The sequence below is a fragment of the Oculatella sp. FACHB-28 genome, assembly GCF_014696015.1.
Lineage (GTDB): Bacteria > Cyanobacteriota > Cyanobacteriia > Elainellales > Elainellaceae > JAAUTN01.
In genome coordinates this window covers 212,478-234,415 of sequence record NZ_JACJPJ010000035.1, presented here as the reverse complement: position 1 = coordinate 234,415, position 21,938 = coordinate 212,478, and the positions used below count along the sequence as shown (strand labels likewise).

General features: G+C 47.6%; 22 protein-coding genes and 1 tRNA gene. 10 read left to right on the top strand and 13 right to left on the bottom strand.

Annotated elements, in window-relative coordinates; translation table 11 throughout:
* Nucleotides 1-7: 7 nt before the first annotated feature.
* The 3 genes from H6F88_RS03525 to H6F88_RS03515 are packed head-to-tail and all read right to left on the bottom strand — an operon-like array spanning nt 8 to nt 1,262.
* Nucleotides 8-397, bottom strand: a complete 390-nt coding sequence (locus H6F88_RS03525) for a RidA family protein (RefSeq protein WP_190641347.1) — start codon at nt 395-397, stop codon at nt 8-10.
* Nucleotides 398-438: 41 nt separating this feature from the next.
* Nucleotides 439-879, bottom strand: coding sequence for an NUDIX domain-containing protein (locus H6F88_RS03520; RefSeq protein WP_190641346.1), 441 nt, complete (start codon nt 877-879; stop codon nt 439-441).
* An 11-nt stretch (nt 880-890) separates the two neighbouring features.
* Nucleotides 891-1,262, bottom strand: coding sequence for a response regulator (locus tag H6F88_RS03515; protein WP_190641345.1), 372 nt, complete (start codon nt 1,260-1,262; stop codon nt 891-893).
* 81 nt (nt 1,263-1,343) lie between these two features.
* Between H6F88_RS03515 and H6F88_RS33855 the strand changes: the two genes are divergently transcribed.
* The gene (locus tag H6F88_RS33855; RefSeq protein WP_277882137.1) at nt 1,344-1,475 is read left to right on the top strand and encodes a hypothetical protein; all 132 of its coding nucleotides are present in this window, start codon (nt 1,344-1,346) and stop codon (nt 1,473-1,475) included.
* 134 nt (nt 1,476-1,609) lie between these two features.
* On the opposite strand, the gene H6F88_RS03510 is transcribed toward H6F88_RS33855, so the two are convergent.
* From H6F88_RS03510 to H6F88_RS03500, 3 genes are all read right to left on the bottom strand, one after another.
* Nucleotides 1,610-1,682 (bottom strand) — tRNA-Glu (locus H6F88_RS03510).
* Nucleotides 1,683-1,810: 128 nt separating this feature from the next.
* A complete protein-coding gene (locus H6F88_RS03505; protein ID WP_190641344.1) occupies nt 1,811-2,320 on the bottom strand; it encodes a DUF3291 domain-containing protein in 510 nt (169 codons plus the stop codon).
* A gap of 35 nt (nt 2,321-2,355) precedes the next feature.
* Nucleotides 2,356-3,222, bottom strand: a complete 867-nt coding sequence (locus H6F88_RS03500) for an AraC family transcriptional regulator (RefSeq protein WP_190641343.1) — start codon at nt 3,220-3,222, stop codon at nt 2,356-2,358.
* Nucleotides 3,223-3,451: 229 nt separating this feature from the next.
* On the opposite strand from H6F88_RS03500, the gene H6F88_RS03495 reads away from it, so the two are divergent.
* The 4 genes from H6F88_RS03495 (at nt 3,452) to H6F88_RS03480 (ending at nt 10,603) form a co-directional block, all read left to right on the top strand.
* Nucleotides 3,452-4,072 carry a hypothetical protein gene (locus H6F88_RS03495; protein WP_190641342.1) on the top strand — a complete coding sequence of 207 codons (621 nt, stop codon included), beginning with the start codon at nt 3,452-3,454 and terminating at the stop codon, nt 4,070-4,072.
* A gap of 380 nt (nt 4,073-4,452) precedes the next feature.
* A complete protein-coding gene (locus tag H6F88_RS03490) occupies nt 4,453-6,936 on the top strand; it encodes a serine/threonine-protein kinase (protein WP_190641341.1) in 2,484 nt (827 codons plus the stop codon).
* Nucleotides 6,937-7,306: 370 nt separating this feature from the next.
* The gene (locus H6F88_RS03485) at nt 7,307-9,079 is read left to right on the top strand and encodes a FecR domain-containing protein (protein ID WP_190641340.1); all 1,773 of its coding nucleotides are present in this window, start codon (nt 7,307-7,309) and stop codon (nt 9,077-9,079) included.
* A 153-nt stretch (nt 9,080-9,232) separates the two neighbouring features.
* Nucleotides 9,233-10,603 (top strand): outer membrane beta-barrel protein, encoded by a 1,371-nt coding sequence (locus H6F88_RS03480; RefSeq protein WP_190641339.1) that lies wholly within the window; start codon nt 9,233-9,235, stop codon nt 10,601-10,603.
* A 73-nt stretch (nt 10,604-10,676) separates the two neighbouring features.
* Here the strand turns inward: H6F88_RS03480 and H6F88_RS03475 are convergent, their stop codons facing one another.
* Nucleotides 10,677-11,822 (bottom strand): PAS domain S-box protein, encoded by a 1,146-nt coding sequence (locus tag H6F88_RS03475; protein ID WP_190641338.1) that lies wholly within the window; start codon nt 11,820-11,822, stop codon nt 10,677-10,679.
* Nucleotides 11,773-12,810 carry a glycerate kinase gene (locus H6F88_RS03470; RefSeq protein WP_190641337.1) on the bottom strand — a complete coding sequence of 346 codons (1,038 nt, stop codon included), beginning with the start codon at nt 12,808-12,810 and terminating at the stop codon, nt 11,773-11,775. The genes H6F88_RS03475 and H6F88_RS03470 overlap by 50 nt, the downstream gene beginning before the upstream one ends.
* Before the next feature lie 410 nt (nt 12,811-13,220).
* Here H6F88_RS03470 and H6F88_RS03465 point away from each other — a divergent pair, with 410 nt between their 5' ends.
* Complete coding sequence (locus H6F88_RS03465) at nt 13,221-13,790, top strand: hypothetical protein (protein WP_190641336.1); 570 nt, start codon at nt 13,221-13,223, stop codon at nt 13,788-13,790.
* Between the two features lie 68 nt (nt 13,791-13,858).
* Here H6F88_RS03465 and H6F88_RS03460 read toward each other — a convergent pair whose 3' ends face one another.
* On the bottom strand, nt 13,859-14,383 hold the full coding sequence (locus H6F88_RS03460; protein ID WP_190641335.1) for a PPC domain-containing protein: 525 nt from the start codon (nt 14,381-14,383) through the stop codon (nt 13,859-13,861).
* Between the two features lie 129 nt (nt 14,384-14,512).
* Here H6F88_RS03460 and H6F88_RS03455 point away from each other — a divergent pair, with 129 nt between their 5' ends.
* On the top strand, nt 14,513-14,950 hold the full coding sequence (locus tag H6F88_RS03455; RefSeq protein ID WP_190641334.1) for a thioesterase family protein: 438 nt from the start codon (nt 14,513-14,515) through the stop codon (nt 14,948-14,950).
* On the opposite strand, the gene H6F88_RS03450 is transcribed toward H6F88_RS03455, so the two are convergent.
* Genes H6F88_RS03450 through H6F88_RS03440 form a run of 3 tightly spaced genes read right to left on the bottom strand, consistent with a single transcriptional unit; the run spans nt 14,919 to nt 17,660 of the window.
* Entirely contained in the window at nt 14,919-16,346 is a 1,428-nt protein-coding gene (locus H6F88_RS03450; RefSeq protein WP_190641333.1) for a 2-succinylbenzoate--CoA ligase, read from the bottom strand. The two genes, H6F88_RS03455 and H6F88_RS03450, sit on opposite strands and share 32 nt — an antisense overlap.
* 17 nt (nt 16,347-16,363) lie before the next feature.
* On the bottom strand, nt 16,364-17,320 hold the full coding sequence (locus tag H6F88_RS03445) for an o-succinylbenzoate synthase (protein WP_190641332.1): 957 nt from the start codon (nt 17,318-17,320) through the stop codon (nt 16,364-16,366).
* 19 nt (nt 17,321-17,339) lie between these two features.
* On the bottom strand, nt 17,340-17,660 hold the full coding sequence (locus H6F88_RS03440; protein WP_190641331.1) for a hypothetical protein: 321 nt from the start codon (nt 17,658-17,660) through the stop codon (nt 17,340-17,342).
* Between the two features lie 270 nt (nt 17,661-17,930).
* Between H6F88_RS03440 and H6F88_RS03435 the strand changes: the two genes are divergently transcribed.
* Together H6F88_RS03435 and H6F88_RS03430 are read left to right on the top strand one after the other, a co-directional pair.
* Entirely contained in the window at nt 17,931-18,266 is a 336-nt protein-coding gene (locus H6F88_RS03435) for a hypothetical protein (protein WP_190641330.1), read from the top strand.
* A gap of 54 nt (nt 18,267-18,320) precedes the next feature.
* Nucleotides 18,321-19,541, top strand: a complete 1,221-nt coding sequence (locus H6F88_RS03430; RefSeq protein WP_190641329.1) for an acetate kinase — start codon at nt 18,321-18,323, stop codon at nt 19,539-19,541.
* On the opposite strand, the gene H6F88_RS03425 is transcribed toward H6F88_RS03430, so the two are convergent.
* Complete coding sequence (locus H6F88_RS03425; protein WP_190641328.1) at nt 19,528-19,977, bottom strand: GNAT family N-acetyltransferase; 450 nt, start codon at nt 19,975-19,977, stop codon at nt 19,528-19,530. The genes H6F88_RS03430 and H6F88_RS03425 overlap by 14 nt on opposite strands.
* 226 nt (nt 19,978-20,203) lie before the next feature.
* On the opposite strand from H6F88_RS03425, the gene H6F88_RS03420 reads away from it, so the two are divergent.
* Nucleotides 20,204-21,706: a cryptochrome/photolyase family protein gene (locus H6F88_RS03420; protein WP_190641327.1), complete on the top strand. Its 1,503-nt coding sequence runs from the start codon at nt 20,204-20,206 to the stop codon at nt 21,704-21,706.
* The last annotated feature ends 232 nt before the right edge of the window (nt 21,707-21,938 follow it).

The window sequence follows — 21,938 nt, the reverse complement described above, 5'->3', positions numbered from 1 at the left end:
TCGCTGATTACGGCACAACGGCGATGCACTCAATTTCTACCCGCACGTCTTTAGGCAAGCGGGACACTTCAACGCAGGCACGAGCGGGAGCTGTTGCTTCATCAAAGTGTTGAGCGTAGACCGCATTCATTGCAGCAAAGTCGTTCATATCTGCCAGAAATACGGTGGTTTTAACCACATCCTCAAGGGTCGATCCGGCAGCTTCAAGAATTGCTTTCAGGTTGGTGATCGCCCGCTCGGTCTGCTCGGCAACTGCTTCCCCGACAATTTGACCTGTTACTGGATCAAGCGGAATTTGCCCAGCTACAAAGACTAGCTGTCCCGTTGCAGCGATCGCCTGATTGTAAGGGCCAACTGGAGCGGGAGCCTGATCCGTTTGAATAATTTTTCGCGCCATAGATTCAAAAATAGTTTGAGATTTGATGAGATCGAGGTTGATCAACCTGGAATTTGGAGCCGAGGACGTATCTGATAAAGACGGTAATTCCAGTAGTCTTTGAGGATGCGATCGTGGTCAAAGCACAAATTCTGAGGAACTTCCCAGGGTAAAAAAAGCTTGAGGCTCTTAGCATCGTCCTGGGCAGTTGGCTCCCCACTGGCAGTCGCAATAAACACGATACTTAGCGTATGCTGACGAGGATCGCGCCCTGGATCAGAATACACCTGAAACTGCTCAATTAGCTCTACTGCTAAACCCGTTTCTTCTAAGGCTTCGCGCTGAGCTGCCGTCTCGACTGACTCTCCATAATCTACGAACCCACCTGGGATTGCCCAACCATGCGGGGGATTGAGCCGCTCGATTAAAACGATGGGGCGAAAGGGGCGATCGCGCATCTCAATGATGATGTCAACGGTGGGGGTTGGATTTCTGTAAGCCACAGTTCTTGCCTTTAACGTTCAGCGCGCAACAACCGCTTTACCGTTTGAACCATTTCTGGCGGATGAAATGGTTTGGTGATGTAGGCATCTGCGCCCTGCTTCATCCCCCAATAGCGGTCAAATTCCTCGCTTTTGGTGGAACAAATTAACACTGGAATGCTTTGTGTTTTGGGTCCATTCTTAATCCAGCGGCAAAGCTCATAGCCGTTCATCTCCGGCATAATCAAATCTGTGATGACCAAGTCTGGAAACTTTGCCTGAATTTGCTGCTTTGCCTCTAAGCCATTAGTCGCTTCAAGTACGCTCATACCGCTGTCGATGAGGAGTTCTGAGAGCATATGGCGCACCGTTTGGCTATCGTCCACAACCAGGACTGTAGTCATAAATCCTTACTTGGCTTTAGGATACGTGAATCAAGAGGGTAATCCCCAGCAAAGTCTTCTTAGCAAAAGCTGCGTACCGGGATGCCCCCCGATAGTATTCCCGCAAATCTCCTAAAGTTGCTGCTTAAAGAGCTATTTCTTGATCAGGATACTCTCTTACTCTACCACCAGTGGCGATCGCCTCACATCAGCACACTACGGCTCAGCAACTAACCCTTCTTTCAGTTAGCCGTTCCACCGAAGCCTCAATCCCCTTTGCCCCTAGCACACATTTACCATTGATAAAAAATCAGCCCTGCAAGCCATTCTCAAGCTTGCAGGGCTGATTTTCAAGCTCACTTAGAAGATACCCCCAGGGGAATTCGAATCCCCGTCGCCTCCGTGAAAGGGAGGTGTCCTAGGCCTCTAGACGATGGGGGCTTGCTTTAAGTGAACCTTAATTAAGATAACGAAGGTTACTGATTCTGTCAACTCCCCAGTTAAAACTAATTGAATTAAGCTTCTGGAGCCTTCCTGCCTGGGTTGCGAGTCGCTGTGGCTGGATGCCGCTAATCAATTTGTACAGGCTGTACAGGATTGGGTCTTTCTGTGGGGCAAGGGAAAGGTTTTGCAAAGGTGAAAGCTGTGGCTGAATCTCCGTGCTGCGAGAGGTACTCCAACCTGGCTTTACCTTCTTCTACAGTTGGCAGGTGACCTGCCGGAACCCACCACATGGCGAAGTGTTCTCCCTGGTATTTCTCAAACCACTGGCGGCGACGCACAAAAAACTCACTATGCAGACTTTGATAAACGTAAGTTTTTAGCTGGTTTACACTTTGCCAGACTGAGAGATTGATCAACATTTTCGGGTCAGGATAGGCTCGAATCTGAGTTGCGTTGCCGGATGAGGATTGTAGCCGCCAAACAAAACCTGGGCTTTGATCGGCGATCGCATTCACCTGATCTAGTGCAGTCGCAAACTCAGCCATGATTGGGTCATTGAGGGGCGCTTTCATCAAAGCAATATTGATCTGAGCGAGATGATGCTGTTGGAATGCGTTAGATTCTGCTGTGGTCATGGTTTGTCGCCTCGAAATCACCTGACCACAAGTATTTAAGAATTGGGGCTAGTTTGTCTTGAATGATATTGACATCCAGCAGTGGCTATCTGGCGGTATTGACCAGGGGTGACTCCTACAATGCGCTTGAAGTGACGATTGAGATGACTTTGATCAGACATACCAACGGCGATCGCCACTTCTGCAAGAGTCATTTCCTGGCTTAAAAGCTGTTTTGCCTTCTCTACTCGCACTTGATTCAAATAGGTATAGGGTGGCATTCCGATAGCCTGACAAAAAATGCGAATTAAGTAAGAACGGTTTAAGCCCGTGAGGTTTGCCAATTGTTCTAGCGAAATATTGGTACTGAGATTGTCATGCAAATATTCTTTTACTAATTGAATAGCTCGATGCTCTTGCCGATCACGAAAGGACGGAACTTTAACAGCCGCATAGTGAGCCAGAATTTCTGATAAAACTTTTACGAATAGAGACTGTTGTTCTAATCGATCTGGCGATCGCTCCAATGCTATATGCAGCGCAAGAATCTGTTTAGCTAAAGTTTCATCTTTAATGACTGCATCTCTAAAGTGAGGAAATTCTTTTATCTGAAGCTCACTCGCAATTTGCTGCACACTATCGATGTTGGCATACAGCATTCGATAAGAAAGCGGTTGTTCTTCAGCAGAATAGCCAGTATGAACCTCCTCTGGATTCATCAAAACAATGCTTTTAGGAGGGGCAAGGTAGCTGGAACCACGATAATAGTTTCCACCCACTCCAGCCTCAATCAAACCAATCGAATAACTTGAATGAGAGTGACGAGCATAGCTGTAGTGAATCGCCGTCGCTCGAAATAACTCCAAGTTACCTAACTCTGGAGCTATCCAAAATTTTGTCTTCCGATGGGTTAAGTCAGTCATACCTAGAAGAACAAGTTGGCTGTTTCAGAGTTTCACATCGTCAAGGAAATAGTACAGATACCCTAACCCCGCTTGCGTGTTCCTATTTACTTCTTGGGATAGTTCCAGTGGTCGTTTTAGTTTCCTACTATAGGTGCATCAAAAATTTCTCTTATTGATTAAGCGCTACTCGTGAGATGGTTACAGGTTAGCAAGGCTAATAATATTTATTGTTCTGGAGGAGATTTCAATGCAGTGCGATCGCCAACGTGTTAATTTCCGGTTGCTTGGTGCTGCAAGTGCCATGTTAGCGGGAATCGGGGCAGTTTCTCCGGCTCTAGCATCTGAGTTGATTGCCCAAGTCAATAGCTGCCCTGGTGTATTTTACGAAGAGCCCTTCAACAATACCGTTGCTCCACCTCAAGGATGCCCTCCCAATGCTGCCAGCAGCCAAGTGCCAGCAACTCCTGAAACTCCCGTAACTCCTAACCAAGCAGTTCCAGTACCCAGTGTCCCCACGAGTTTTCCTCCTACGCCAGAGCAAATTGAAGAACCTGTGACAGCAGTCATTCCTGTAAATGGAGCAGTCAGCGTCAGGCTGATCAATTCAACGGCTGCTGTAATCCGCTATCAGGTGATTGAAGACACAGAGTTGCGATCGCTTGCAGGCGACTCAGATGTGACATTGCAAGAGTTAGCGACTCCGATCACAATCACGTTTTACCGAGAAGATAGAGGGCTGTTGACCGTGACTCCTGTAGCGATCGCCGAGCCTGGCGTGTTGGAAGTCACTTTAGATGAAACCACAGATTTAGGTGAAGATGAAACTGCCCTGGTGATTCAAGAAACAGGTTCAGTGTTCTTGAATTAAGTTACGTTTGCCCTGAATGTTGGGTTTCGCTTTGCTCCACCCAACCTACATCAGAAGAGGTGAAAACCTTTAGGATTAGAATTTCTGCGGTACGAACTTTCTTCAAGATTACTCAGTTTTGTGAGGGATGGAAGGGATGCACAGCGCTCTTTTTGTCTCTCACATTTTTACATTTCTACAGCAACAGGAAACACCTGGCAGCAATCTAGAGTCTGCTCTAAAAGTTGATTCTTGATGAAACGCACAAAAAATCCAACCCCTTCCACCAGCTTTGAGGCACACTTCAGCAGGTAGATTTTGCAGAAGATTGTCCGGTAGAGTGTCTATGGGTGCGTATCAATAGAAACAGCAGCATGAAGCAATTGTGAAGTGGTAGGGTAATGGGCAGAAAAAAAGCACCTGTTTCGGACGCTGCAACCGCACCCCGCGATCGCACTCAACCAGGAAAGACAACAAAAAGCTTCCAGAAATTTCGGTTGAGTACCTGGGGACATGGCTTAACCGGAGCATGGGTACTGATGGCGGCAGCGACGACTGCCCTGAACTTAGGAATTGTTGATCTCTTAGAGCGGCAGGTACAAGCTCTTTTCTTTGAAGTGAGAGGGGCGATCGCAGCTCCTCCAGAAGTTGTGATTTTGGCGATCGACGAAACGTCTTTGGCACAGCAGGAATTCTATCAAACCGATCCGGATAAATATTCCTATCTAGAGCCAATTCAAAGCTGGCCCTGGCAGCGCTCAGCCTATGCCCAAGTGATTGATAAGCTGATGGCAGCAGGTGCCCGATCAGTTTCACTCGATATCATCTTCTCAGCACCAAGTAGCTACGGTGAAGTGGATGACCAGCAGTTTGCTCAATCGATTCAGCAACACGCAGAACGGGTAGTGCTAGCCGCTCAATATAACGATGTAGAAACACCACAGGGCTTTACGACACAATTGACCTCGCCCTTGGCGTTGTTTCAACATCACCCTAATCAGGCTGGCTCGATTAATTTCTTTATGGAACCTGATGGCAAAATCCATCGATTTGGCAATCAGTTCCTTGTTGAGTTGATCCAAAATTCTCCAGCGAATGAGGCAGAGGCTTATCGAGAATTGGCTGCGACCACTCCCACATTTGTGGATGCAACCCTTCGGGCAGCTCAAGTTGAGCATTCTACACCTAGAGGGAATCACATCTTTTTCTATGGACCGAGCCAAACGTTTGAGCACATTCCTTTTTGGTATGTGTTAGATCCGACAACTTGGGAGACTACCCTGCAATCGGGTGAGTATTTCAAAGACAAAATCGTTCTAGTTGGGTCAACCGCAGCGGTACATCAAGATTTTCATGCTGCTCCTTTTTCTAAAAGCTGGCTCTACTCTGAACCAATGGCTGGAGTTGAGATTCACGCTAATGCGATCGCCTCTCTATTGCAAGGGCGATCGCTAGCAGAAGCATTACCCCAAGCCCCACTGCGAGGACTGGTTCTGCTGATTGGCTTAGCTGGGGCTGGATTGCTGCTGAGCCGCCCCCGTCAGCCTGCAATGCGCTGGGTCTGGGCAATGGGAATGACGATCGCTTGGGGAGGCATTAGCTATATTGCATTTACTTATGGTCAGCTGATTTTACCAACGGCTATTCCGGTAGGGGCGATCGCCCTGAGCGGCTTTTCTCAACTCATGGCAGGCTCCGTCAAAGAACAACAGCGAAAACAACACCTGCGCGACACGCTAAAACAATACGCCACTTCCCCCATTGTCCAGGAAATTATTAGCCAGCAAGATGACTTACAGGATCTAATCCAAGAGCGAGAACAAGCGCTTTCGGGAAAAGTATTACACGATCGCTACAAAATTGTTAAAGTTCTCGGTTCTGGTGGCTTTAGCGAAACTTATATTGCTGAAGATATGAAGCGATCGGGCAGTGCACCCTGTGTGGTGAAACAGTTGAGAATTGCCAGCGATAATCTGGATACTCTGAAGCTAGCCCGAAGGCTGTTTGCGACCGAAGCCGAAACCCTAGAACGGTTGGGGCAACACGATCAAATTCCCTCGTTCCTGAATTCATTTGAGGAAGATCAGGAGTTTTATCTGGTTCAAGAATTTGTAGCAGGACAGCCACTCTCTAATGAGTTCAACTCTCGTGTTCCCTTACCTGAATCAAAGGTAGTTGTAATCCTACAAGATCTCCTGCGTGTGCTGGAGTTTGTTCACAGTCAGGGCGTGATCCACCGTGACTTGAAACCCTCAAACATTATCCGGCGCAAGTCAGACAATCGACTCGTTCTCATTGACTTTGGTATTGCTAAAAGAATTACAACTCAGCTAGCTGACGTTGAGCGCAACACTAAGTTTACGGTGGCGGTGGGTACTCCAGGCTATATGCCTAATGAACAGTCTGCTGGGCGACCTCACTTTAACAGTGACATTTATGCTTTAGGCATGATTGCGATCGAAGCTTTAACGGGGCAACCTCCTCACATGCTCAATCATGATGGCATGACAGGCGAAGTGATTTGGCGCAAGCAGGCACCTCAGGTTAGTTCTGAGTGTGCTGATGTATTAACCAAGATGGTGCGCTACGACTTTACTCAACGCTATACGTCAGTCCGCCAAGTGCATGAAGCATTGAAACAACTACCCATTGTCTTAAACTCAGTTGTGGCGACTGCTCAACTAGAAGAGGGTTCCACTGCCATCTTTGAACAGGCAGACACTGCTATGTTGACGCAGGAAGACACTGCCGTCTTTGAGCAAGCAGATACCGCTATCTTTGAGCAAGCAGACATTACTGTGTCACCTGAAGATTCTAAGCAAGGTTCTTTAGAAGACTTGACTAAAGTAAAAGCAGAAGACACTGCGCCGCTGCCTGAGAACTAGATATAGCAGTGCTTAAGATACATTCACTTCATGTTCTTTTGGTGAAGAAGAAGGGGAGCGATCGCCTCTAACGTAAAACTTCCGCATGATTACTGAGAAACATCCATAATGCGGTACAAGGTTTTGTTATTCTAAGAAAACGACACGGGTGCTTACGCCGTAAATTCTCTGAGTTACATCTTTAATTAGTTCTAAAAAATAAAAATTTACAGAAAAATTCTGTGCTTCTACTGAAAAAAGAAAAGAAAAGTGGGTGCTTCTGTCCGGAGACACGCTTTGTGCTGTGGAAAGAGGTTTTCAGAGCCAACTTGAAGAGTTTGTGTTTTGCAAAGCGTGAAGTGCTTTGTACTTCAGCGAATGGAGACTGCCAATGTTCAGTCGTATTACTCCCGTAGTTGCTGCACTCGTATGCAGCTTGATGTTTTTACCGACGGAAGTCCATGCTCAGACGGTTCTGAGGCGGGCAGTCATTGAGGCAGTTCGAAATCGGGTGCAACTGCTGCCTCAGAGCCAGTCTTCCCGTAATGCTCGCATTTCTGACGTACTCACTCCTGGAGACGGGCTTTCAACTGCCCGCTCATCTTCGGCAGAGATCCGGTTTAATGATGGTTCTTTAGGACGGTTGGGGCAACAGGTCGTGTTCCGGTTTTCATCTGGAACACGCAATTTTGAGCTTTCTAACGGAACGGTTTTGCTGCTGATTCCACCGGGACAAGGCAGAACCAATATCCGCACACCCAACGCAGCAGCTGGAATTCAAGGTTCTGCTCTATTTGTTCGCTACATTCCTGAGACAGACACCACGATTGTAGGTGCTCTAACCGATAGCGGGATTGAAGTATCTAACGAGGATGGTTCTCAAACACAGGAGCTTCGGGGTGGTCAACTCGCAGTGGCAGTGGGCGCTCGCCTAGAAGGGGTTTATGACTTTGACCTCACTACCTTTTATGAATCGAGTGAGCTAGTCCGTGGGCTAACTCCAACTGAAGTCTTAGAAACTCCCGATGAAGCGATCGCCCCCGTTCAAGAGGAAATGCGGGCCGCGGTTAGCGCTCAGCCGCCTATCCCAGACGCAGAGGTAATCGAAAACCCTGAATTTGTGCGATCGCCACAGCAGGGTGGACAGCCCACCGCAACAACTCCTGATACACCTGCTAATTCCTCATCTGATCCTACTAACCCACCTACTAATTCAGGAACAAATAATACACCTCCAGGCAGAGACTCTATTAACCAGGAGCCAAACGTTACTCCTGATCGGAATGCTGGAGGGATTATCACCACTCCAGTTACTGACAGGCTTCCAGTACAAGACCCAACCGTTCGAGATGTAGTCCCCCAACAGGGTCGAAGCGACGATCGTCCTAATCCTGGTAACAACCCACCTGGACAAGGGCAAACACCTCCTGGCAACGGCAATGGCGGTAATGGCGGCAACGGTGGCAACGGTGGCAACAGCGGTAATGGCGGCAACGGTGGCAACGGCAATGGCAATGGTGGCAACGGTGGCAACAGCGGTAATGGCGGCAACGGTGGCAACGGCAATGGCAATGGTGGCAACGGTGGCAACAGCGGTAATGGCGGCAACGGCAACGGTGGCAACGGCAATGGCGGTAATGGTGGCAATGGACGCCCTGTTATAAATATTCCCAATGATAGAGATGGTCGGGATGATGACGATGATGAGCGTCCTGGCAATGATGATGACGAGCGTCCTGGCAATGGCAACGGTAATGGCAACGGCAACGGCAATGGCAACGGCAATGGCAACGACCGTCCTGGAAATGGTAATGGCAACGGCAACGGCAATGCCAACGGTAACGGCAACGGCAACGACCGTCCTGGAAATGGTAATGGCAACGGCAACAGCAATGACCGTCCTGGAAATGGTAATGGCAACGGCAACGGCAATGGCAACGACCGTCCTGGAAATGGTAATGGCAACGGTAACGGCAACGGCAACGACCGTCCTGGAAATGGCAACGGCAACGGCAACAGCAATGACCGTCCTGGAAATGGTAATGGCAACGGCAATGGCAACGACCGTCCTGTTATCAACATCCCCAACAACAGAGATGGTCGAGATGAAGACCGTCCTGGCAACGGTAATGGCAACGGCAACGGCAATGGCAACCGCGACTGATGAGCGGATATTAGCTTTGAGTTGAGTAACGTTGGGGACAGAATTATTCCTGATACAAAAGCTGGCAATGTCCAACTTTTGTATCAGGAAACAGTCGCCTGATCGGATTAACCATCCCCCAGATATGATTTTTGAAATGGAAGAATTTAACCGGTGTTTTTAAGACTCAGCCGAATTTGGAGAGAGTTTAATGCTCCTCAAACATCTATCTCGGCAAACAGGAAAGCTCCTACCTACCAGCACAAGCAATCCGCACCTCTAGACTTTAATCTCCTGAAGTTACCAATTTTCTGGATTGCTTTTGTCTACAACAGTGCTGCTTATGCTGTTCCCAAAACTGCTCCACCTGACTCACTCATTACACCTCACGTTGAGGGGCAGTCACCTTCCAGACAAACTGCTGTAGACAAGGCGATCGCCAATCCCAAGGTTGAGTCACTTCAGATGCCATTTAGGGGTCAAGTAGCACCTCCCGAAATGATTACTCAATCCAGGGTTGGACGACCTGAAACAGAAGCTTTCGTCTCAGAAGAAAATTCTGAAGTCAATACCACTGGAGCTAGCGACCCAGAATTAGGAGTCTTGCGGCTGCGGGAACAGGAATTGCAGCAGACAGTACCGACTGAACCATCAGCTGAACCAGACTTAGTCCCAACTAATGAACAAGAACTACAGCAGACACTACCGGCTGAACCACCATCTGAACCAGACCCAGCCCTAACTAATGAGCAAGTTGACGAGTCAGAAGGTGATGAAGAACTGGGAATTCTGAGATTACGAGAACAAGAGTTGGAGCAGATCGAGACTCAGTCAGATTCTCCTGCTGAAACTGTTTTCTTCATCGGTCGGTTGAGCTACTTTAAGAGCGACAACATTTTGTTAGACCGACTTGACCCGATTGAGGATGAGCTAATCAGCCTCAGTGCTACGCTTTTAGCAGCTCCCCGTCTTGGACCAGACACACTATTGCTTGCTTCGGTAGAAGGTGGGCTAGTCCACTACAACGAACTGTCAGAACTGGACTATCGAGAGTTGGAGTTTAGAGCTAGCCTTCGCCAGTTTTTGTCGGCTCGTACTTATGGTGAAATTGGTTGGAGCAATCAGCAGCTTTTTGATGATGGCGATCGCTTCTTCAATGATCACTCTCTGCGGCTAACCCTGGCACGACGCGACCCGTTAGCCTCTGATTTAAGACTGGATAGTTTCTATCAACTGCGGTTAGGGTTTGCCGATCCAAGCGATCGCAGTCGCATCACTAACACTGTAGGCGTTGGACTCAATTACAACCTTCAGCCTGACCTTCAGGTCGGGTTAGATTACCAACTCACCCTAACTAACTTTACCCAACAAGATCGAGAAGATCTTTACAACCAGGTTGTGGCGCAGTTGAGTTACGACCTTTCTCGCAACAGCCGTATCATTCTCTTTGGCGGAGTGAGCTTTGGTGACTCATCTGACTCAGATGTTGATTTCAACAGCGCAATTTTTGGTGCTTCAATCGATGTGAATGTGCCATTGTTTTAGGGGCTCAAAACTTCTAGGGGTTCAAAACGAGGATGATACTGTTCTCACTTTAGGGGAACAAGCTGTACCTCCCTCATTCCTCATCCTTTCCCGGTGATTGCTGAAGAATCCCGTGAATCAAACCCTCCATTCGATCGACTCGTTCTCGCAAGAGATTCATTTGGGGTTGAGTTTCCTCCACCACCCAGTTACTCAGGTCTGATTCGATCCACTTTGAGAGGTGAGAAATTGCCTGGAGCGGTGACTTCAAATCATAGCAAGCTACATAAACGGACTGTAGTTCTGCTTTTGTTTTGGTTAAAGCAGTATCGAGGCGATTCAGTTCATTAGATTGCCGTTGTAGCTCTGCCTCTGCCTGCTCTTTTGCGGTGATGTCATGAATCACGACAATGTGGCGATCGTGAACCGGGATGTCACTCACCGAAACTTCTATAGGGAAGGGAGTTCCAGCCTTATGTTTACCCATTCCTTTTTGCTGACGGACAGGCTGAAAGAGCTTGCCCGTGATCGTTTTTGGAACAATCTGGTTTTGGTCATCCTGGGCGATCGCCTCTCCATTCTCATCTGACAAGGGCAACAACACACTGATCTCTTTACCCTTTACTTCGGCTGGCTCATAGCCAAACATTTGCATTGCTGCTTGGTTAAAGGTTTCGATCTGTCCCTGCTGGTTAAGCGTAATAATGCCATCAACGACATTAGCAGCGATCGCCTGTGTCAAACTCTCACTTTCCTGAAGCTGTTTGGTTCGCTCTTGCAATTCTTGAGAGAGACGATTTAAAAAATACCAGGCTGCGGCAGAACTCAAGATGCCAATACTAGTCGCTATAGCTAAAACGATTATGAGCGATCGCTGTTGTTCTAGCTGCTGGTTTTGCTCAGCTAAGAGTTGCGGTGTATTAGTTTCAGCAGTTGTCTGATCGGCTGGGCGATCTGACACCGATTGCTGTCTGATCCAGAGCGACCAGATCAACGGCACCGTCAGGCAGATCACTGGAATTGCCAGAAACATTGCGCCCCATCGTCGGGTAGAAAGGCTACCAACATCTCGTTTTCTGGAAAAGTGAGTTTGCATGTTAAGTCCTACACAGCCCTGAATATCTTGACCCTGTATAACAGAATTTTGCTCCGAGAGCTGCTGAGCATCTGTGGTAATTATGACGTTCTGATTAGCCAGGACGGTAAACGTTATCCGGCAAGTGAGCTGGGTTAATTTCAATTACCAGGTCTACCAGGTGTGGATCGTGTCGTAGCGGAGTGATGAATAAGTCAGGGTGGAGCGATCGCCAGAAATAGCTGACAAATTGCTCAATTTCTAAATCTGTCATGCCCGATCGCCCCGTTGCTTTCATTTGTTGCTCTGCTTGCTGTCGCCACTGTTGACTGAGGCGGTAGTCTTTTGGATAAAGCAAGATCAGAGCATCAAGCAAGTCCCAAAGCGGTAGATAGTCATGCAATCGCTGATTGATCTCACGAGCAAAGGCGCGATCGTCAGGGCTGACAATGGGTGGCGGTGCAGTTTCAAATAAAGCTGGGTCAATGGGTCGCACACCTACAAACCAACCCTCAAACAAAACGATGTCTATTCCGGCTACGGTTTCTGGATCGGTGCGATCGCCTGCTCCATTCCAGGCAGATTTGTCAAACCGGGGAATCTGCACGGGCTGGGATGGCTCAGCTAAACGCAACTGTTGTAGGGTAACCAAGCCTAGCTGAATGTCATGAGTTCCCGGTGGTCCACGCCAGCGCAAACGCGGGTCTGCTTGTTGAAGCTGGAGGCGATCGCTATAGGTTTTGTACAGATCATCGAGTGACAAACTGCACACTCGATAGCCCAGGTGCTTTAGAATCAGGGTCAAAATGGCTGCTAGTGTCGTTTTTCCAGTTCCCTGTCCGCCCAAAATGCCTTGCATCAGGGGACGTTCTAACTGACGGCGTTTTTCAGCAAGCTCAACTGCCAGGGGTAGCCATAGATTCCACAGGGTTTCTAGGGAATAGGTCTGCCAACCTAAGTGGGTTCGGCAAAAGGAGTCGAATTCGGGATAAATCTGCTGGAGTAGGTGCGATCGCTGCTGCACAACAGATTTCACATTAGCCGCAGTTACTCCAAAAGCGTTGGACAGTGGCTCATCTGCTAAAAGCAAAGTTTCTAACTGTGTTTCTAATTCTGTTTCTAGCTGTGGAGTTAGAGACGTGGAACGCCTCACAGCTAAGAGTTCCAATATGCAAGTGAGCTTAGTATGCTCCAACTCCCGTGCTCCTTTACCTACATCGGCTACTTACATCGGCTTAGCAATGCCAAGCTCTCTTTCAAGTCGCTTGAACATAAACCTAGTCAAACCAATACCCAATCATAAACCTGGAACTTGTACACAATGTAAGCATTTCATAACCTGAATTGCTTCATGCTGAATAGCAGTTTGTTAAAAAATTTCTTTTTATTTTGAATTTTGTCAACCTGTTTAGCGGACTAGCTGAAAGTTCTATTTACTAAAAGTACGGGCTAGCGAAAAGCCCCTGTGTCATACGTCACTGACTGTGGCAGGTTTTGTCAGTTTTGTATAGCTCTGCACAAATCGCATCCACATTATCTCTTTGTACCTCCCAGGAGGGAAAAATGGTCTATGCCCTTAGCCCGCGTTCAGTTGCAACGTTTACTCACTTTCAAGATGCAGAACAAATTATTAATAAGCTGAAAAAGTATGGCTTTTATAACGTTCACCTTTCCGTTATCCCTTTAAGCGCAGATGAGCAGGGTAATGAAGTAAGCCTGCAAGCCAGAGCCGAAGATGAAATTCAGGCACGGGTCACAGGCGCGACTCTGGCAGGGACGCTATTGGGCGCTGTAGGAGGCTGTATGGCAGGGCTTGGCTTCTTGGCTATTCCCGGAGTTGGGTTACTTCTTGCAGTTGGAACGGTCCAAGCAACCTTGTTAGGAACGATTGCAGGTGCTGGAATTGGGGCAACGGGTTGTGGCTTACTCGAAACGAGAGCTTGTCACCGCCTTGCCCGACAAAATGCTTTGTTAGAGCTTTCGTGCCCTTCCCGATATGAATATGTAGTGCTGGTTGATGGCAACGAAGCCGAAGTGAGACAGGTTGAAGCCATTATTAGGCAACTGTGCTTGAATGGGGATGTTCACATCAAGCATCCCGCTCTTGTGTTTCAATCTGCTGACTTGGGGTGAACTAGAATACTCCATGCCACCCCAAAATCATCGGCTTCTTACAGCGGTGGCTAACTAGGTACGACCGCTTAGCGACTAGCAGACTGAGTGGGCGTTCTAATGAGGAGCTGATACCGACCTCTGCTGTTGCTGTCAAAACCGTTTGCAATCACGGTGTAAGTGCCATCAACGGGTAGGGTAACGTTTAGCGTGGAGTTGAAATTGTCTTGGGACACGTCATCATGTTGCCCGACAATTCGCTCTTGGGGGTCGAGCAAGATGAGAAATGTATCGAAGTCAGCGCTCTCTAAATCAATCGCTACAGACTGTCCGGCCCGCCCCTCAAAGGTGTGTTCATCGTAAAGACTACCGTCTTGAGGCAACACGAGATCTCCTTCTTCAAGTGCGCCTTGAATATCTAGTATTATTTGCTCATTGCTCTGATTTTGCTTTGTGTTGGGCAGAGTTTGAGCGGAAGGGGCGATCGCCTTTATCATATTTCCGCTTAACCCACTGGGCTGTTTTTGAGACAGAGCAACGCTGCCAAGTCCACCTATGAGTAAGGTCATCAACAGCGTGACTAGGCTAATAGAACCAATTTTATGAAACCGCATGAGTAAGTTTTCCTATCAACAGGTTTACAACAACTGCTGTAATTGAACACCCCGACCTATATGACCTTTCACAAAAGCCATTGCAAGGCTTAAATTGCAAGGCTTAAGTTACTCTTCAGGTTAACACTTATGGCATTTGTCTATTTGAGAACGGTGTTTTTTCGAGATACGGATGCGGCTGGAGTCGTTTATTTTACTAACATTTTATCAATGTGCCATGAGGCTTATGAAGCTTCTCTGGCAGCAGCAGGCGTTGATTTGAAACAATTTTTTGGTAAAGCAAAAACTGCATTTCCGATCGCTCATGCGAGTGTCGATTTTTTCCGCCCGATGTTTTGTGGCGATCGCCTCGCTATCCAAATGCAGCCCAAACAGACCAAGCCAGACGAATTTGAAATTACTTATCACCTATTTGCGGCGAAGGCTAACAGTTCACCTGATCTATCCGTCCCGCCTGCCAGCCTATCAAGAGCGTTGAGCAGACACGTTTGCATTGATTCGGCTAGCAGAACCCGCAGTCCTTTATCAGCAGAAATTATTCACTGGCTGGATCAGTGGAGCGAGTAGCCAACCAATCAACAGCGATTTGGCGTAGCTGCTCTCGATTGATCTTTCCTTGAGCGTTACGGGGCAAAGATTTGACGTCGATCCAGTATTTAGGCTGTTTGAATTTGCTGAGCCGATCGCTCAGGGCGAGTCGCAAACTATCCGCAGAAATGGCTGAATTTTTCGGGATATAAACTGCGGTTATGACTTGTCCCCAATGGCGATCGTTTAGCCCCAGCACCGCTACATCTGCAACACATTCCGTTGCCCGAATTGCTGCCTCTACCTCAATTGGAAATACATTTTCTCCACCCGTAATAATCTTGTCATTGTTTCGCCCGACGACATGTAATTCGCCTTGCTCATCCAAAAAACCCAAATCATCTAGCCTGAATGTCTCTCCAAAACCCGGTTCAGGGTAATAACCTAAGGCAAGGGAATCAGCTTGAACTGTGATTTGACCTAATTGGTTTGCTCCTAAAGGCAGGTTGGCATCCCAGATAGTGATCCGAGCATGAGGTAAAACTTTTCCACAGTGACTCTGATTTGCCAAAAACTGATCTGGCTTTAACGTCGCAATCTGAGCCGCAGTTTCGGTCATGCCATAGGTTGGAGCTAGCCGAATCTGATGTTTTCGAGCAACTTGCAGCAGTTCAGCCCAGGCTGGGGCACCTCCTAACAGCACAGTGTGGAACTGTGTAAGCCAGTCGCTCGAATGAGAATCATGTAATAGTCGCTGGAGTTGAGTTGGTACTAGAGAGATAAAAAACTCTGCCGGATCAATCTCTCTCATTTCTCTTTCGATTGCTTTGAAAGGCACAATCACCAGGTTTCCCCCCGTGGTAAATGAGCGTAAAAATTGCATCAACCCACTCACGTGATAAAGCGGCAATACACAAAAGGAATTGATCTGATTCGTCTGAAAATACTGCTGGAACCCTTGCACCGCAGCCATTAACGTTTGCCAGGTGTGAATTGCAAACCGGATTTTACCGGACGACCCACCTGTTGGAATCATGATCCATCCTGATTGAGCGTGATGGGATTCTGTAGTTAAGCTAGGTGTAAGGTTTTTAAGGGATATATCTGGAAAAGCAGGTAAACTGCAAGTTACTCGATCTGCCTCTCCCCAGATTAAATCGGGCTGAACCAGGCTCAGAACTTGCTCCCACTCTGCTTTAACCCAGCCAGGATTGCTTAAAAAGACGGGATAGTTTGCGCTACAAGCGGCAATAAAACGAGCCAAGAAGCGAATTGGATCTGGCTCAACTAACAAAAGTTTAGGTAAATTACCTGAAGCCTTAAGTGAGTGTAATTCTGCTAAAAACTGTGTAACCAGTTCTGCAAATTTCTCACTATCACATCCCCCTAACCAGTCATTTGCAGTTTGATGGGGCAAATAGGTTAGGGGGAGCATAAGATTTTGCTTGGCTACTACTTCTGAAAAGATACATTCTCAAAAGACGCTTGCCAATCTTCTGCGAACCAATGTTCAGTGCCAAAACCGATCGCTCTGGAGGGAGGTGGAAGATCAGCAATTAGCTTGGTCTCAATAAAACGGCGGGCGATCGCCGTCTCAAACACGGACGACCACACCACATCAGGCTCATAGGTTCGACAAAACTGACGCAAACGACCTGGAGAACCTGCGATCGCTGCTTTCACGACAAAAATTCCGCGCCAGCCCTGCTGGTAACACTGCTGCATTTGCGCTAGCGTGGCGACCGATTCGTCTAGGGCGAGCGGCGTTTGGAAGCGATCGCTCAGTTTCAACAGTTGGTCAAACTGACTGACGGGTAAAGGCTGCTCTAAAAATTCAACTCCAACGCTATCAGCTACCTCTAGCCAGGTACAGGCTTGCTGCCAGTTTAGTCCTGCATTGGCATCAAGTCGCAGTTTGGCAGTGGAAGGTAAAGCATGTACCAGTTGAGTGAACACCTGTAATTCTTCCGCTACAGGCGCTACACCAATTTTCCACTTAAATGTGCGGCTCCCTTGACTCCAAAGCGGCTCCCAGGCAGACAGAGCAGCTTTTCCTGTGGGTAAAAGGCTGCTGTAGGTGAGGGTAGGATTGGATTTTGCCAAACTGCTGTCATCCAAACTTTCCCAGGCAGACTCAAAGCCAAACTGACAGGCAGGCAAACTATCTGGAATCGAGAAAATAGTGTCTATCGTAATTTGCTCAGGTAGCTGCTGACAAAACGCCAACGCCTGAGATAAGCTCTCACTGCCAAACCATTCAATCGGGGCAATTTCACCTAGTCCAACTTGCCCTTCAGCATCAGTCAGTTGCAACAAAATCCCCTGGCGATCGCTCCACAGACCATGACTAGTGAGTAACGGTTGTCGAAAACGACGGCTATAGGGGCGATAGTTCAGTCGATATTGCATTCGGAGAAGGTATTTCTCTTTAACGAGAAAATCGGTCGCTATCCTGCGCCCAATAGTCAGAACAGGTCATGGCTTCTGCTTTTAGTGCTTTATCTGGATGTACCGCACATTTAAGGTAAGGATTAGAGCCAAAGAAGCGACAGTTTGAGCAGGGTAATTGCTTTAATTTTGGAGAAGGAGGAACGTAACTGTGCGTCAGTTTCCAGGTGAGCGATCGCCTCAAAGCCAGTACAACCCCAGCTAAAGCAATCAATACAACCGGTGCTGCCCAAAACCCCTGTACGGGCATTTCTACATCGTTAACAGGTATTTGTCTATCAGAAACTTCGTTCAGATTCATCTCTCGGTCTGCAGTACTCTCAAGTACCCCATAGTGACTAGACATTGCCGTTCGCATCCCTGTAATGTTGCCCTTGAGTCTACTTGTGGTTGTATCCCAAAAGAGAGACTCACTACTTCTTTCGACAGTTGGGTTCAGCTATTGGCTTTCTCCTCCAAAAGACAGATCTGTTGATTTTACTTGTCCTTCAGAGTTTACTCAGCCTCGAATCCCCTTACCTCTAAGGTAGTCGAGTTGAGATAGAGGATCGGGCGATCGCTTCACAATTGTTTGAATTTTTACAAGCTCCAGTTTTATCGAGATGGGTTTGAGCCGGATGGTGATTTTTTAGTTGGTTGTCTAACTAATAACAGCGATCAAGCGGTCAGAGCAGCAGGCTTAAGCTACGGTTACTCCGGCGGAAACATTATGGGAGGAGGAATAGGTTCTCTGGTCTTTCCATCGGAAGTCATCCAACCCGGACAAACAGTCGGATTTAGAAGCGATTTCACTGTTCATAGAGAGGCATTCCAGGTACAACTATCTTCTTTAAACTGGTGTTGGGAGCAGGACAATATTTGTTTCATGCAGCGTCAAATGTCTCTATCAACTACAGTGAGTCGTTGAATCAAGAGTGACTTGCTCCTGATTATCCCTTTCTTGTTGTGGAGTAGGTCTACTATGAAAATTCTGGTTCTCAATGCTGGGTCGAGTAGCCAAAAAAGCTGTCTGTACGAGATAGCGGATGACGGGCTACCCAACCAATCACCGTTGCCATTGTGGGAAGCAAAGGTCGATTGGACTCATCACTCAGGGTTTGCAGAAATCGAGGTCAAAACGGCGAAAGGGAAAACGCTGCAAACCGAAATTTCGGCAGATCGAGCGGCGGCGATCGCTCATGTTCTGGATACGCTCTGGAGCGGCTCAACCCAGGTAATTACCCAGGCTTCTGAGATCGATGTGGTGGGGCATCGAGTTGTACATGGTGGGCAAGAGTATCAGCAAAGTGTGTTGATTGACAAACCCGTGAAAGAGGCGATCGCTCGACTCATTTCTCTGGCTCCTGCTCACAATCCAGCTAACTTGGAGGGAATTGAGGCGATCGAGAAAACCCTGGGCGATCGGATTCCTCAAGTTGCTGTCTTTGACACTGCATTTCATGCTCAAATCCCTGCTGCTGCGGCAACCTATCCGATTCCCTATGAATGGTTTGAACAGGGAGTCCGGCGCTATGGGTTCCACGGTATCAGCCATCAATATTGCGCTGAGCGGGCGGCTCACATCTTAGGGCGAGATTTCAAAAACCTGCGTTTAATTACCTGCCATCTGGGAAACGGGTGCTCTCTTACCGCTATCCGTGATGGGCACAGTATAGATACGACAATGGGCTTTACGCCGCTTGAAGGCTTAATGATGGGTACCCGCTCTGGTTCTGTTGATCCGGGTATTTTAATTCACCTGATGCGTCAGGAAGGCTACACCGTTGACCAGATGGATCAGATGTTAAACAAAGAGTCGGGGCTAAAGGGCGTTTCTGGCATATCGGCAGATATGCGGCAGATTGATCAGGCGATCGCCCAGGGCAACACTCGCGCTCAGCTAGCATTTGATATCTATGTCCATCGCCTACGTTCCTCAATTGGCGCAATGTTGGCTAGTTTGGGCGGGTTGGATGCTCTCATTTTTACGGCTGGTGTAGGCGAAAACTCCGCTGCAATTCGGGCGGCTGCCTGTGAAGGATTTACCTTCTTAGGCTTAAACATTGACGCTGAGAAAAACACTCACTCCCCAGCCGATCAGGACATTGCGACCGTTGATTCAGCGGTACGAGTGTTAGTGATTCACACTGAGGAGGATTGGGCGATCGCCCAACAGTGCTGGCACTTGCTTAAGGGAGCCTGATGTCTGTTTTGAGGACTGGTTTTTCCAAATGTTGCTCTGGATGCTCAAGTTCCGTAAAACCCAATTTGCGGTAAAACGGTTGAGCAGTATGAGTCACCAGCAGCCACCGTCGCAAACTTTGAAGCTCTGGATGAGCCAAAATCACCTCAACAAGCCATTGTCCCAAACCGTTTCTCCGAAACGATTCCACAACAAAAACATCTGCAAGATAGGCAAAAGTCACATAGTCTGTCAGGACACGCGCAAAACCAACTAGTTGCGTATCTCGATAGATTCCAAAGGGCAAACTGTGATCAATAGACTTTTTGACTGCTTCAAAAGAGCGACCGATCGCCCAATAGGAATGATTCGCCAAAAAGTTATGGATCTCCTGCAGATCAAGCCGTTGACGATCGGTGCTAATCGTGTACTCTTCGCGATGCCATTCCTGAACCATAGAAGCATTAATACTAATTTGAATAAAGATGCACGGGCTACAGTAACTTGCAATCTGTGCAACCTACAACACTATACCAATCCCTGTCTATTGTTGGATCTAAGCCTGTTTTTAATGGGACATCGTAGCTTTTGGGTTCAAAATATACCTCCGTTAAGCAATACTCAATCCTTATCATTGCTGAAGCTTTTAGAATCAAGAGGTTACTAGCGGTAATGCATTGAATATGACGACGGGAATTTGGGTATTGGGCGACCAGCTTTGGATGGAGCAAGCAGCATTGCAAAGCTGCGTTGAGGAAGAGCGATCGCCCGTTATCCTAATTGAGTCCCGAAATTGGGCACAGCAGCGTCCTTACCATCAGCAAAAATTAGTATTAGTCTGGTCAGCAATGCGTCACTTTGCCGAAGAATTGCGGCAGGCGGGCTGGTCAGTTACCTATGAGAGTGCAGACGATTTTGCAACGCCGTTAAATCAATGGGTAAAGGCGAATGGTATCACTGAGCTACGAGTAATGATGCCAAGCGATCGCCCTTTTCTTCACCTGATTCAATCCCTAGAGTTGTCCTGCAAACTCACCTTTATCCCCAACAATCGCTTTCTCTGGACAAAAGAGGAGTTTAGGAAATGGGCAAAAGGGCGAAAAAACCTATTAATGGAATTCTTTTATCGAGAAGGACGCAAGCGCTTTCAGGTTTTGATGGAAGGTAGCCAACCCACGGGAGGTGAGTGGAACTTTGATAAACAAAACCGCAAACCACCCAAAAGTAAACTCAAAACCCCTACTCCTCTTTGGTTTGAGCCAGATGATATTACTCAGGCAGTAATCGATTGGATAAAGTCCGAAAAAATTTCCACCTACGGCAACGTTGAACCGTTCCGCTGGGGCGTAACCCGTCAGCAAGCGCTACAAGTGCTAGAAGTATTTACTCAGGAAAGGTTGCCAACCTTTGGACCTTACCAGGACGCAATGGTGACAGGCGAAGAAACGATGTGGCACGCGCTGCTTTCCCCATATCTGAATCTGGGATTATTGCAGCCGCTAGAAGTGATTCGGGCTGCGGAACGGGCCTTTTATCAGCATGATTTAGATTTGAATAGCGCGGAGGGCTTTATCCGCCAAGTTTTGGGTTGGCGCGAGTACATGCATGGCTTGTATACCTATGTGGAAGATGACTACCCTCAACGCAACTGGTTTAACCATACTCAATCCCTACCAGAGTTTTTTTGGGATGCAGACAAAACCGATATGAACTGTCTACATCAAACGCTGAAACAGGTAGAAAACCTGGGCTATGCTCATCACATTCAGCGACTTATGGTGTTAAGTAACTTCTCACTGATTGCCGGACTGTCACCTCAAGAAGTTGAAAATTGGTTTCACTCTGCTTTTATTGATGCCTACGATTGGGTGATGCAGACGAATGTAATTGGGATGGGTCTATTTGCCGATGGCGGCATTCTCGCCTCAAAGCCCTACGCCGCCTCAGCCAATTACATCAACAAAATGAGTGATTACTGTAAGGGATGTGTTTACAAGGCAGGCGATCGCACAGGTGAAAAAGCCTGTCCGTTCAATTTCTTTTACTGGGATTTCCTCGCTCGTCACCGTGACAAATTAAACTCTCAGGGAAGGATGAACTTCATTCTAGCAAACCTCAATAAAATGCCAGCCGCAGAGCTACAGGCAATTCGAGAGAAAGCAGCAGAGTGGCACCAAACCCACTAGAAGTTAAAGCCGAATTCTAATCATTGCTCTATTGCTCAAAATGGTCAAAGGTGAGCGGAGCAAGCTAAATCTTTACAAAAGATTTATGACCAATAGTGTTTTTGTTTTTTCTCAAAAAGATGCTCTCTGTACTTGATGCTTTCCTCAAAACACTAGCTAGCCTTACTACTGATTATTGAGCTTAATCCTCTCAGCAATCTGTCGCAAATAATGGTTAACATCTGTCCGGAGA